At 71.3% G+C, this 13,071-nt stretch carries 8 protein-coding genes; 6 read left to right on the forward strand and 2 right to left on the reverse strand.

Annotated features, from left to right (window positions below; all coding sequences use genetic code 11):
- Positions 1-27 precede the first annotated feature (27 nt).
- Positions 28-2,754 carry an aconitate hydratase AcnA gene (gene acnA / locus BM076_RS12045; RefSeq protein ID WP_093713654.1) on the reverse strand — a complete coding sequence of 909 codons (2,727 nt, stop codon included), beginning with the start codon at positions 2,752-2,754 and terminating at the stop codon, positions 28-30.
- A gap of 284 nt (positions 2,755-3,038) precedes the next feature.
- Between acnA and BM076_RS12050 the strand changes: the two genes are divergently transcribed.
- From BM076_RS12050 to BM076_RS12060, 3 genes are all read left to right on the forward strand, one after another.
- Positions 3,039-3,608: a hypothetical protein gene (locus BM076_RS12050; protein WP_093713465.1), complete on the forward strand. Its 570-nt coding sequence runs from the start codon at positions 3,039-3,041 to the stop codon at positions 3,606-3,608.
- A gap of 94 nt (positions 3,609-3,702) precedes the next feature.
- On the forward strand, positions 3,703-4,572 hold the full coding sequence (locus BM076_RS12055) for a class I SAM-dependent methyltransferase (protein ID WP_093713466.1): 870 nt from the start codon (positions 3,703-3,705) through the stop codon (positions 4,570-4,572).
- Positions 4,569-5,798: a hypothetical protein gene (locus BM076_RS12060; protein ID WP_093713467.1), complete on the forward strand. Its 1,230-nt coding sequence runs from the start codon at positions 4,569-4,571 to the stop codon at positions 5,796-5,798. The genes BM076_RS12055 and BM076_RS12060 overlap by 4 nt, the downstream gene beginning before the upstream one ends.
- Positions 5,799-5,814: 16 nt before the next feature.
- Here the strand turns inward: BM076_RS12060 and BM076_RS36025 are convergent, their stop codons facing one another.
- On the reverse strand, positions 5,815-6,375 hold the full coding sequence (locus tag BM076_RS36025; RefSeq protein WP_143120555.1) for a hypothetical protein: 561 nt from the start codon (positions 6,373-6,375) through the stop codon (positions 5,815-5,817).
- Between the two features lie 204 nt (positions 6,376-6,579).
- Between BM076_RS36025 and BM076_RS12075 the strand changes: the two genes are divergently transcribed.
- From BM076_RS12075 to eccCa, 3 genes are all read left to right on the forward strand, one after another.
- On the forward strand, positions 6,580-8,109 hold the full coding sequence (locus BM076_RS12075; protein WP_093713470.1) for a helix-turn-helix domain-containing protein: 1,530 nt from the start codon (positions 6,580-6,582) through the stop codon (positions 8,107-8,109).
- A gap of 321 nt (positions 8,110-8,430) precedes the next feature.
- Entirely contained in the window at positions 8,431-8,586 is a 156-nt protein-coding gene (locus tag BM076_RS36570; protein ID WP_177246420.1) for a hypothetical protein, read from the forward strand.
- Positions 8,587-9,061: 475 nt separating this feature from the next.
- Complete coding sequence (gene eccCa, locus BM076_RS12080; protein ID WP_245796002.1) at positions 9,062-13,030, forward strand: type VII secretion protein EccCa; 3,969 nt, start codon at positions 9,062-9,064, stop codon at positions 13,028-13,030.
- The last annotated feature ends 41 nt before the right edge of the window (positions 13,031-13,071 follow it).

Raw genomic sequence — 13,071 nt, forward strand, 5'->3', positions numbered from 1 at the left:
CCGCCGTAGCGGAACGTCACTTGATCGTTACTTGCGAATCAGCGACCTCAGCACGTACTGCATGATGCCGCCGTTGCGGTAGTAGTCCGCCTCTCCGGGCGTGTCGATCCGGACGACCGCGTCGAATTCCACGCCGGTGTCGGTGCTGACCTTCACCGTGCGCGGGGTGCTGCCGTCGTTCAGCTCGGTCACCCCGGTGATGGAGAAGGTCTCCTCGCCGGTGAGGCCGAGGGAGGCCGCCGAGGCGCCCTCGGGGTACTGCAGCGGCAGCACGCCCATGCCGATCAGGTTCGAGCGGTGGATGCGCTCGTAGGACTCCGCGACGACCGCCTTGACGCCGAGCAGCGCGGTGCCCTTGGCCGCCCAGTCGCGCGACGAGCCGGAGCCGTACTCCTTGCCCGCGAGGACCACCAGCGGGACGCCCTGCTCGATGTAGTTGCGCGAGGCGTCGTAGATGAACGCGACGGGAGCCTCGGCGGGGGTGGTGCCCTCCGTGAAGTCGCGGGTGTAGCCGCCCTCGGTGCCCGGTGCGATCTGGTTGCGCAGCCGGATGTTGGCGAAGGTGCCGCGGATCATGACCTCGTGGTTGCCGCGGCGCGAGCCGTAGCTGTTGAAGTCGCGACGGCCCACACCGTGCTCGGTGAGGTACTGGCCGGCCGGGGTGTCGGCCTTGATGGCGCCGGCCGGCGAGATGTGGTCGGTGGTGACCGAGTCGCCGAGCTTGGCCAGCACCCGGGCGCCGGTGATGTCGGTGACCGGGGCCGGCTCCATCTCCATGCCCTCGAAGTACGGGGGCTTGCGGACGTAGGTGGACTCCGCGTCCCACTCGAAGGTGTCACCGGTCGGGATCGGCAGCGCCTGCCACTGCGCGTCGCCCGCGAAGACGTCCTGGTAGGACTGGCTGAACATGTCCTGGCCGATGGCGTTGGCCACCACGTCGTTGACCTCGGCCTCGGTGGGCCAGATGTCCTGGAGGTAGACCGGCTTGCCGTCGGTGTCGGTGCCCAGCGCGTCCTCGGTGATGTTGACCTTCATCGAGCCCGCGATGGAGTACGCGACGACCAGCGGCGGCGACGCCAGGTAGTTCATCTTGACGTCGGGGTTGATCCGGCCCTCGAAGTTGCGGTTGCCGGAGAGCACCGCGGCGACCGCGAGGTCCGCGTCGTTGACCGCCTTGGAGACCTCCTCGGGCAGCGGGCCCGAGTTGCCGATGCAGGTGGTGCAGCCGTAGCCGACCAGGTTGAAGCCGAGCTTGTCCAGGTACGGCGTGAGGCCGGCCTTGTCGAAGTAGTCGGTGACGACCTTGGAGCCGGGGGCCAGCGTGGTCTTGACCCACGGCTTGCGGGTCAGGCCGCGCTCGACGGCCTTCTTCGCGACCAGCGCCGCGGCGACCATCACGTACGGGTTCGAGGTGTTGGTGCAGGAGGTGATCGCGGCGACGGTGACGGCGCCGTGGTCGATCTCGTACGTCGATCCGTCCGGGGCCGTGACCAGGGTCGGCTTGCTCGGGACGCCGTTGTGGGCGGCCGGGGAGTCGGAGGCCGGGAAGGACTCCTTGCCCGCCTCCTCGTCGTCGGTCACGTAATTGCGCACGTCACGGGCGAACTGCTGGGCGGCGTTCGCCAGCACGATGCGGTCCTGCGGGCGCTTGGGGCCGGCGATCGACGGGACGACCGTGGCGAGGTCCAGCTCCAGCTTCTCGGAGAAGTCCGGCTCGGCGGCCGGGTCAAGCCACAGGCCCTGCTCCTTGGCGTACGCCTCGACCAGCGCGACCTGCTGGGCGTCGCGGCCGGTCAGCCGCAGGTACTTCAGCGTCTCGTCGTCGATCGGGAAGATCGCGGCGGTGGAGCCGAACTCCGGCGACATGTTGCCGATGGTGGCGCGGTTGGCCAGCGACGTGGCGCCGACGCCCTCGCCGTAGAACTCCACGAACTTGCCGACGACGCCGTGCTTGCGCAGCATCTCGGTGATGGTCAGCACCAGGTCGGTGGCGGTGGTGCCGGTGGGCAGCTCGCCGGTCAGCTTGAAGCCGACGACCCGCGGGATCAGCATGGACACCGGCTGGCCGAGCATCGCGGCCTCGGCCTCGATGCCGCCGACGCCCCAGCCGAGCACGCCCAGGCCGTTGACCATGGTGGTGTGCGAGTCGGTGCCGACGAGGGTGTCCGGGTACGCCTGGCCGCCGCGGACCATGACGGTACGGGCCAGGTGCTCGATGTTCACCTGGTGGACGATGCCGGTGCCGGGCGGGACGACCTTGAACTCGTCGAACGCGGTCTGGCCCCAGCGCAGGAACTGGTAGCGCTCCTTGTTGCGGCCGTACTCCAGCTCCACGTTCTGCGCGAAGGAGTCCGGGGTGCCGAAGCGGTCGGCGATCACCGAGTGGTCGATGACCAGCTCGGCGGGGGCCAGCGGGTTGATCTGCGCCGCGTCGCCGCCCAGCTCCTTGACGGCCTCGCGCATCGTGGCCAGGTCCACCACGCAGGGCACGCCGGTGAAGTCCTGCATGATCACGCGGGCCGGCGTGAACTGGATCTCCTGGCTGGGCTGGGCCTGCGAGTCCCATCCGCCCAGCGCCCGGATGTGGTCGGCGGTGATGTTCGCGCCGTCCTCGGTGCGCAGCAGGTTCTCCAGCAGCACCTTCAGGCTGTACGGCAGGCGGGCGGAGCCCTCCACCTTGTCCAGCCGGAAGATCTCGTACGACTCGTCGCCCACCCGCAACGTGCTGCGGGCGTCGAAGCTGTTCGCCGACACGACAGTCTCCTCCATGCGTTTTCTTGCGTCATTGCGCGCGTACCACCGCGAGCGCGCGACATGCCTCCATGTCGATCCGCTAAGGTAGGGATCTGGTTAGGTAACCCTTACCTCGCGGTGCGGTCGTCGTACGCCTCGGCAGATATCTCGATGTCGAGATAACTCTAGTACATGACCGCCGCTCGGTCATGCCCGGCCCGCCCTGTCCGGGTTCCGTTCGCCTGCCCCGTTGACGGACCACGCGACAATGGTGCAGACGAATACGGACCGGGGGAGGCCGGGGTATGCGGTACGGGGCGGGGGACGAGGTGCGGCGGCAGGTGGCCGAGCTGGCACGGCGGGTGGCCGCGCTGCGGGAGGCGATGCCGTTTCGGGTGCTCGGTGCGGTCGGGGCGGCGCCGGAGCCCGCGTGGCTCGCGGAGGGCCACCGGGTGGACGAGCGGTGGCAGCGGATCACACTGCTGCACGGGCGGCTCGACGCGGCGCCAGCGGTGTGGGTGACCAGCGCCGTGAACGACGCGGAGCCGGTCGGCCTGGCGGAGTCGCTGCGGTTGGAGCGGGACGGATATCCGGCCTTCGACGCGGGTGCGTCGCCGACGCCGGACGCGTCGGGGCAGCAGGTGGCCGGCCGTACGGCGCGCGCGGACCTGGTCGTGGACGGCGCCGCGCTGGTGGCGGAGGTGCTGACCGAGGGGACGTGGTGGGCCGCGCGTGTGGTGCTGGACACCGTCACGGTGACGGCCGTCGGGCACCGCTTCCCCTTGAGCGAGCTGCGGTTGGCGACGGTGCCCGGCCTCGGGCCGTATCTCGACGGCAGGGAAGCGGAGTTGGCCCGGCGGCGCGGACGGTCCTAGGCACGCAGTGTTCGGGTCCGCGGATCCACAACGGCAACCGGACGTGATACCAAGGGGAGTGACGCAACGTCACACAACCGGGGGTGGACGGACGATGCAGCACGGCGGGGTCGAACTCACCGCGTATCTGGTCAACGAGTCACGCGCACGCAAACCCGACCTCGCCGAGGACCCGCTCGCCGGCGCCTGGATTCCGGACGGTGACCGGTCCGCGGTCCGCACGCTGTGGCGGGAGTTCGCCGACGCGGTCTATCCGCACGACGACCTGGTGGTGTCGCTGCGCGGCCGGTACATCGCCGACACGCTCACCCGGGCACTGCGCGCCGATCCCGACACCGTCCTCGTGGTGTGCGGCGCGGGCTTCTCCTCCTACCCCTGGCTGCTGCCCTTCCCGGCCGCGCTGGAGGCCGACCTGCCCGCGATGGCCGCGGCCAAGCGGCGGCGCGCGGCGGAGCTGACCGCGTCGGGCGCCGTGCCCGAGCGGGAGGTACGGCACCTGGCGGTGGACCTCACCACAGCCGAGGGCCGCGCCGAAGTGACGGCGGCGGCACGGGAGTTGGCCGATGGTCGGCCGGTGGCGTACGTCGCCGAGGGCGTCGTCTTCTATCTGCCGCCGGACGCGGCGCGCGCGGTGGTGACGCTGGGCGCCGGATTCGGCACCACCGCCGTCACCGCGGTCAGCTACTGGCCGGCCGCCGCCGCGGGCTGCCGGGTCCTCGCCGAGCAGCGCGACTGGTTCCTGCGCCGCGACGTCCCGGCGGACGCGAGCCATCTCACCCACGACGAGTTGGAGTCGCTGTTCGGCACGCCGGTCGAGGACCGCGGCCCCGAGGATCTCCAGCGCCGCTACCTCGGCGAAGTGTCGGTGTCCGAGGCGGACTTGATCCCGGAGTACGTGGCGGTGTCCTGGGCCGCCGCGTCCCGGGCCGCCGACCGCGCCGCGGCACCGGGCAGCGGCGCGTGACGGGAACACCGGCGGTCCTGCACCTCCAGAGCCGCGCGTATCCGCTGCACCACAGCTCCCCCGGCGCCGTCCCCGACCTGGTGACGGTGCCGGACCATGGCGAACTGCGGCCGGTCGCAGGGACGTTGCGCTCGCTCGCGTACAACCCCGACGCCACGATCGAACTGGACCTGACGGCGCTGGTCGGCTCCGCGATCAGCCTGCCGGGCACCGAGATCGTCGCCTGCCACGCGCGGATACTCACCGCGGGCACCGTCCTGGTGGTCTACGCACTGCGGCACGAGGCGGATCTGCGCCGGATGGCGCTGCACGACCTCGACGCGCTCGACTCGGCGGTCAACCGCGCGCTGCGCGAGGCGGACAGTCCGGTCCTCACCGCCGTCCTGGCCGCGGCCGTCAGCAGCGGACTGGTCAGCGGGGTCGCGCTGCGGCCGGACCTCGCGCCGGCCGGTGCGCGCGCCCCGATCGACCGCCAATCGGCGCGCTACAACTGTCACTTCGTCACCCTGGACCCGCCCTGGGCGGCGGACGCCCGGGTGCCCGCGGTGACCCCGGGCCCCGGCTGCCGAGTGCTGCTGCCGTACACCTACGCCTGGGACCTCGACCCGGCGACGGCGCTGCCCGATCTGCTGACCGCGACCGAGCCCACCGATATCGCGGTGGCGCAGCAGTCGTTGCTGGTCGGCGCGCTCATCGCCGGGCGGTGGGTGCTGGCCGATTTGGCGCACGGGCACCCGGAGAGCACGGATGTGCATGCCTTCCGGCGCTTCCTCGACGGTCTGTGGGCCGACTTCCACCATCTCGACGGCTACCGGATCGAGTCGACCCAGGCCCACCGGTCGAGCTATCTGTCCGCGCGCCAGGTGATCGGTCTCGACGACACCCAGGAGCGGGCCGACAAGCTGCTCGGTTACGTCAGCAATTCGCTGCTCGCGGCCTCCTCCGAGCGCGCCGAGGCGCTGGACGCCCGGCTCAACCGGGTCGCCGCCGCCCTCACCGTCGTCAGCGCCGCGTCCTTCGGCCTCGACATCGCCGTCTTCGTCCTGCCGGAGGTCACGCTCGCCACCAAGCTCGGTGTCGTCACCGGGCTGCTGGGCATGGCGGTCTCCTGCCTGCTGGCCGTGGTCCTGCCGCGCACCCCCCGCCGGCGGGCGCGCCGCCGCATCCCGGCGCAGCGCGCGGCGCCCGACGACCGGGTGCGGCGGGTCGCGCCGCAGGGACCGTGACCGCTCCCGCTGCCTGCTACCGGCCGGCCGCGGTCTTCCCGCCGCCCGGCAGACCGTCCAGCTTCGTCCAGGAGCCGTTGAGGCAGAAGTACGTGGTGCCGCGGTGGTCGCCCAGGTCGAAGTCGACGCAGGGCGCGGCCGGGTCGATCGCGGGGTAGACCTCGTGGCCCGAGACGCACCAGCGGTTCGGGCTCTCCCGGGTGGGGCACTTGTGCGCCTCCGAGCTGAAGCTCGGCGAGCCCACCGGGGTCGCGCCCGCCGCGCGGGTCGGGAGGTCGTCGAGCGAGAAGGTCGACCCCTCGGTACGTGAGGTGCCGCTCGTGCCCCCCGTGCTGCTCGTGCCGCTCGGCCGCGCCGTGTCCGCCCCCGTCGTCCCGCCCCACGTCGGCGGCGTGTCCGACGGTCCGCTCGGCGACCACCCGAAGGGCAGCTTCGGCGGATCCTGCGCCGTACTCCCGGCACCGCACCCGGCGAGCGCACCCCCGGCCAGCGCGAGAACCACCACGGCGAATGCGGCGACCACGGGCCGCCGCCCGCGGGAAGACGACGGCCGAGCCGACCGTATGAGCGTGCGCATGATCGGAAGTGTGCCCTATGCCGACCCCCTGCTCCGCCCCGCGTCCCGGGCCGAGTTGCGCGGGCCCGGGCCACGGGTACGGTGATGGCGGTCGCCGGTGTGGGTGCGGTGGCGTGTGCCGGGGTACTCGCGGTGGGAGTGGGGTCCGTCACGGACGGCGGATCACCGCTTGCCGCATCTCATATCTGAGATAGCCTCGGCCTTATGACCGACGACTATCTCGGACGTATCGGCAGGCTCATCCGCGACGCCCGGCAGCATCGAGGCTGGACACAGAGTCAGCTCGCGGAAGCGCTCGGCACCAGCCAGAGCGCGGTCAACCGTATCGAGCGCGGCAATCAGAACATCAGCCTTGAGATGATCGCCCGCATCGGCGAGGCGCTGGACAGTGAGATCGTCTCCCTGGGCTACGCGGGCCCGATGCACCTGCGGGTGGTCGGCGGGCGCCGCCTGTCCGGCGCCATAGACGTCAAGACGAGCAAGAACGCGTGTGTGGCCCTGCTGTGCGCGACGCTGCTGAACGCCGGGCGCACCACGCTGCGCCGGGTGGCCAGGATCGAGGAGGTCTACCGGATCCTGGAGGTGCTGGGCAGCATCGGGGTGCGCACCCGGTGGATCAACGACGGCAACGACCTGGAGATCGTGCCGCCGGCCACGCTCGACCTGGACGCGATGGACACCGAGGCGGCCCGGCGCACCCGCAGTGTGATCATGTTCCTCGGCCCGCTGCTGCACCGCACCGACCGCTTCCGCATCCCGTACGCGGGCGGCTGCGACCTCGGCACCCGTACGGTCCAGCCGCACATGAACGCGCTGCGCCACTTCGGGCTCGACATCACCGCGACGGACGGCACGTACCACTGCGAGGTGGAGCGCGGCGTCGCCCCGACCCGGCCGATCGTGCTGACCGAGCGGGGCGACACCGTCACCGAGAACGCGCTGCTGGCCGCCGCCCGGTACGACGGCGTCACCGTGATCCGCAACGCCAGCTCCAACTACATGGTCCAGGACCTGTGCTTCTTCCTGGAGGAGCTGGGGGTGCGAGTCGACGGCATCGGCACCACCACCCTCACCGTGCACGGTGTCTCCGCCATCGACCGCGACGTGGACTACGCGCCGTCCGAGGACCCGGTCGAGGCGATGAGCCTGCTGGCCGCGGCCGTCGTCACCGAGTCGGAGCTGACGATCCGCCGGGTGCCGATCGAATTCATGGAGATCGAGCTGGCGGTTCTGGAGGAGATGGGGCTCGACCACGAGCTGACCCCGGAGTACCGCGCGGACAACGGCAGGACCCGGCTGGTGGACCTCACCGTCCGCCCCTCCAAGCTGCGCTCCCCCATCGACAAGATCCACCCGATGCCGTTCCCCGGGCTCAACATCGACAATGTGCCGTTCTTCGCGGCCATCGCCGCCACCGCCCAGGGCTCGACCCTCATCCACGACTGGGTCTACGACAACCGGGCCATCTACCTCACCGAACTGACCCGCCTCGGCGCCGCCGTCAAACTCCTCGACCCGCACCGCGTCCTGGTCGAGGGCCCCACCCGCTGGCGCGCCGCCGAAATGATGTGCCCGCCGGCCCTGCGCCCGGCCGTCGTCGTCCTGCTGGCGATGATGGCCGCCGAAGGCACGTCCGTGCTGCGCAATGTCTATGTCATCAACCGCGGTTACGAGGACCTCGCGGAGCGGCTGAATTCGATCGGCGCGCAGATCGAGATCTTCCGCGACATCTGACATGAGGATGCCGCCGCACCTCGCCTGACCTGTGTTTCAGCAGACCGGGACGGGGTGCGGCGGCATCTCCGGGACTTCTCCGGGACTTTTGGCCTGCGGTGGGCGACGCCCGCAGCGTGAAACCGGGGTCGCAGTGCCCGGGCCGGCGGGCCGGGGAGACGATCGATTCGCCGGCCTCCGGATCCGGTTGACGGTTGACGGCTTTCCGCTCGCGTCCCGTCACCAGGCGCGGGCATCCTCGCCGAACGCGTCGAGCGGCTCGCCGTCAAGGAAGGGCGGGCCCCTGCACCGGCTCGACAAGATCACCGCGCGGTGCGGTCCATGCTCGATCACGCGGACCTCGCTGCCCGTCCGGTGGTCGGCATCGGCTTCGGGCTGCCCGCACCGGTCGACCACGAAGCCGGCCGCGTCCTCGGCCGGTCGATCATGTCCGGCTGGGGCGACTACGACATCCGCGGCCGCCTGCGCCGCTCCTGACGGTCCCGATCCGCATCGACAACGACGTCAATCGGCTCGCTCTCGGATGGCCGGCATCCGCGAAATCATCTGCCGGCGCTCACTCACGCTCCCCTCCGGGGATTCCCCTTTCGCCGTGCTGTGAACGCCGCTGCCCGTTCCCGCCGCGGTCGTGCCCGGTTCGCTCCGCGGTGACGGGAGCGGTCCGCCGACCGTGAATACGGCGTGCGGCACATGCCTCCGGACAGGGGCCGCCAAGGCCGCCTCGACGAAGGACGAATTGCTCTACCCAGATCGTCCGCCGGTTATGCGTTCCAGGGCGCATTGGGCATACACGCACTTCTATTTCCCGCCTGTGCACCTCGATGACCAGCGGCGTTGGAATGTGACGGCCTCCACTGAGGCAATATCCAGAACTACTTGTTGCGGCATCTCCTGATTCCCTATAGTCGCTTTCGCAACAGCCCGCATGTACACCTCAATCGGGAGGGCGGCCTTGAGCACGAGGCAGGTGAGACGGTCACCGCGCGCGGAGGCGCCCCAACTCCCGGACGCGCAAGTGGAGCTGGCCGAGCCGCCGGTTCTCGGGGAGCCGGCCGGGGCCGATTTCGGTTCCGCTCTCATGTACCTGCCGATGGGTCTGGGCGCCGGCGCCATGGTGCTGATGTTCAGCGTGCGCGGCATGGGTCCGACGACCTACATGATGTCCGGCATGATGGGCGTGGCCATGATCAGCATGACGCTGACCCAACTGGGCCGCGGTTCGGCGGAACGCCGTCGCCGTATGCGCGCCGAACGCCGCGACTATCTGCGGTACTTGAGCCAGAAGCGGCGCCAGGCGCGGACCGCCGCCGAGGAGCAGCGCGCGGCGCTGCTGTGGGACAACCCCGCTCCGGACGCCCTGTGGGCCTTCGCCATGGGCCCCCGGCTGTGGGAACGCCGCCCCAGCCACGAGGACTTCGGCCGGATCCGCATCGGCATCGGTGTCCGCCGCGCCCAACTCGGCTTCCTGCCGCCGCAGACCAAGCCCGTCGAGGACCTGGAACCCCTCACCGCGATCTCGCTGCGCCGGTTCACCAAGGCCCACCAGGCCGTGCCCGGCCTGCCGATCCCCGTGGCGCTGCGGCGCTTCAGCCGGGTGGAGTTCGCGGGCGCCGGCCAGGACGTGCTCGCGCTGATCCGGGCGATGGTCGCGCAACTCGCCGTGCTGCACGCGCCCGACGAACTCCGGATCGCCGTCCTCGGCGACACCACGGGCGCCGCGGAATGGGACTGGGTCAAGTGGCTGCCGCACAACGCGCATCCGGCGGAACAGGACGACGCGGGCGCCGCCCGGCTCGCCGCGGCCGACCTCGACACCCTGATGGCGCTGCTCGGCCCCGAAGTGCGGGACCGGCCCGACCACGATCCGCAGGCCGCTCCCAGCATCGCCGAACCGTATGTGGTGATCATCGCCCAGGGCGCCGAACTGCCGCCGGGCTCACGGCCGGCCGGCGAGGGCCTGCGCAACACCCTCGTGCTGGACGCGACGGGCACGCTGCGCGGGGGCGACAACGTACTGCGGCTGTCGGTCCGCGAGGGCGTCGTGATGTACCCGGCCGGAGACGGCGACTCCGCCTCGGCCACCGCCGACGGTCTCGGCCGCGACGCCGCCGAGCGCCTCGCCCGCTACCTCTCCCCGCTGCGCGCGGGCAGCGCCCTCGACCTCACCGAGCGCCCGCTCGACTCGGACTTCGAACTCACCTCGCTGCTCGGCATCCGCGACCCCCGCGGCTTCGACGTCGCCGCGGTGTGGCGGCCCCGGCAGGCGCAGGCGGCGCGGCTCGCCGTGCCCCTGGGCGTCACCGAGGACGGCGAGGTCGTCGAACTCGACCTCAAGGAGTCCGCGCAGGGCGGCATGGGGCCGCACGGTCTGCTCATCGGCGCCACCGGCTCGGGCAAGAGCGAACTGCTGCGCACCCTGGTGATGGGGCTCGCCGCCACCCACTCCTCCGAGGTGCTCAATCTCGTGCTGGTCGACTTCAAGGGCGGAGCGACCTTCCTGCACATGGACCGCCTGCCGCACACCTCGGCCGTCATCACCAACCTCGCGGACGAGATCCACCTGGTGGACCGGATGCGGGACTCGATCAACGGCGAGATGATCCGGCGTCAGGAAGTGCTGCGGAAGGCCGGTTTCTCCTCCCTCTTCGACTACGAGAAGGCCCGGCTGGGCGGGGCCGGTCTCACCCCCCTGCCCTCGCTGCTGATCATCGTCGACGAATTCTCGGAACTGCTCGCCAGCAAGCCGGAGTTCGTCGACCTGTTCGTCTCGGTGGGCCGGCTCGGCCGCAGTCTCGGAGTCCATCTGCTGCTCGCCTCGCAGCGGTTGGACGAATCCCGCATCCACAAGGTCGAGGGGCACCTGTCCTACCGGCTGGCCCTGCGTACGTTCTCCTCGATGGAGTCCCGCGGCGTCATCGGCGTCTCCAGCGCCTACGAACTGCCCTCCGCCCCGGGCAACGGCTACCTGAAGGTGGACACCACCAACCTGGTGCGTTTCAAGGCCGCCTACGTGTCCGGGCCCGCGCCGCAGCCGGTCGCCGAGGCGGATCCCGTGCAGCGGCTGCGCGCCGTCCAGGAGGTGACGCCCTTCGGCCTCGACCGCCGCGGGGCGCTGTCCTCGGAGCGGGAGAGCGAGCCCCAGGCGCCGGCGGAGGTGCCGGTGCCGAGCGCCGACGGCGAGCCGGTGAACGAGGAGAGCCTGCTCGAAGTGCTCATCGACCGCCTGGAGGAGGCCGGACCGCCGGCCCGTCAGGTGTGGCTGCCGCCGCTGGACTCCTCCGTCAGCCTCGACCAGGTGCTGCCCGCGATCGTCCCCGACCCCGTCCGCGGCATGAGCGCCGCCGACTTCCCCGCGCTCGGCGCGTTGCGCGTCCCGCTCGGCATGGTCGACAAGCCGTACGAGCAGGCCCGCGAACTGCTGGTCGCGGACCTGTCGGGCGCGGAGGGGCACATCGGTCTGGTGGGGGCGCCGCAGACCGGCAAGTCCACCATGCTGCGCACCCTGATGCTCTCGCTGGCGCTCACCCACACCGCGGAGGAGATCCAGTTCTACTGCCTGGACTTCGGCGGCGGCGGTCTGGTCTCCACCTCAGGGCTGCCGCACGTCGGATCGGTGGCGACCCGGCTCGACCGGGACCGCGTGCAGCGCACGGTCGCGGAACTGACTCAGCTCCTGGAACGGCGCGAGGCCGAATTCGCCGCCAAGGGGCTGGAGTCGGTCTCCGACTACCGCGCGCTGCGGGCCGCCGGGGAGATCGACGACCCGTACGGCGACGTCTTCCTCGTGGTCGACGGCTGGGGCACGCTGCGGGGCGACTACGACGACATCGAGCCCCGGGTGATCGACCTGGCGGCGCGCGGACTGTCGTACGGCATCCACGTCATGGGCTCGGCGGTGCGCTGGTCGGAATTCCGGCCCCGGCTCCGGGACCTGCTGGGCTCCAAGTTCGAACTGCGGCTCGGCGACGCGCTGGAGTCCGAGGTGGGCTCGCGCGTCGCCGCCACCGTCCCGCACCAGCCGGGCCGCGGTCTGACCAGCGGCGGGCACCACTTCCTGGCCGCGCTGCCGCGGCTCGACAGCGCCCCGCGCACCGAGGACCTGACCACCGCCACCAAGGAGGCGGTCGCCGAGATCAGCACCTTCTGGACCGGCCGCACCGCGCCCGGCGTACGGCTGCTGCCCAGCCGCCTGCCGGCCGCCCGGCTCCCCCGGCCCGAGGGCGATCTGCGGGTCTGCCTCGGATGGGACGAGCAGCGGCTGGCACCGGCCTGGCACGACTTCTCCGTCAATCCCCATCTGCTGGCCTTCGGCGACGGGGAGACCGGCAAGACCAATGTGCTGCGGCTGATGATCGAGGCGATCACCGCGCGCTACACGCCCGCGCAGGCACGCATCATGGTCGCCGACCCCGGTCGCGGACTGCTCAGCGCGGTGCCCGAGGAGTACCGGGTCGGCTACGTGGTGGACAGCGACGCGCTCGGCCAACTCGCCGCGAGCGCCGCGCTGTCGGTCGGCAAACGCGTGCCCGCCGCCGACATCTCGCCGGAGAACCTGGCCCGCCGCGACTGGTGGAGCGGCCCGCTGCTCTTCGTCCTCATCGACGACTACGACCTGTTCTCCGGTGCTCCCGGCACGCCGTCCCCGATGACGCCGTTGCTGCCACTGCTGTCCCAGGCGCCGTACATCGGGCTGCACCTCGTGGTCGCCCGCAGTACGTCGAGCGCCATGCGGGCGATGATGGACCCGCTGCTGCGCCGCCTGTGGGAGCTGGGCAACCCGGCGCTGGTGTTCTCCTACCCCAAGGAGGAGGGCAAGTTCATCGGCGAGGCCAAGCCGCGCGCCCTTCCGGTCGGCCGGGCCCAACTGGTCACCCGCCGCTCGGTGAAGCTCGTGCAGACCGGACTGGTGGACCCGCCATGACCGTAGAAAACCGCGCCATCGATGTGCCCCATTCCGACGAC

Origin of the sequence: Actinacidiphila alni, from assembly GCF_900112845.1 — a bacterium.
Classification (GTDB): domain Bacteria; phylum Actinomycetota; class Actinomycetes; order Streptomycetales; family Streptomycetaceae; genus Actinacidiphila; species Actinacidiphila alni.

Coding starts and splice junctions, on each gene's coding strand:
- BM076_RS12050 (WP_093713465.1), top strand. CDS start 3,039: ATGCGGTACGGGGCGGGGGACGAGGTGCGGCGGCAGGTGGCCGAGCTG.
- BM076_RS12055 (WP_093713466.1), top strand. CDS start 3,703: ATGCAGCACGGCGGGGTCGAACTCACCGCGTATCTGGTCAACGAGTCA.
- BM076_RS36025 (WP_143120555.1), bottom strand. CDS start 6,375: ATGCGCACGCTCATACGGTCGGCTCGGCCGTCGTCTTCCCGCGGGCGG.
- BM076_RS12075 (WP_093713470.1), top strand. CDS start 6,580: ATGACCGACGACTATCTCGGACGTATCGGCAGGCTCATCCGCGACGCC.
- BM076_RS36570 (WP_177246420.1), top strand. CDS start 8,431: ATGCTCGATCACGCGGACCTCGCTGCCCGTCCGGTGGTCGGCATCGGC.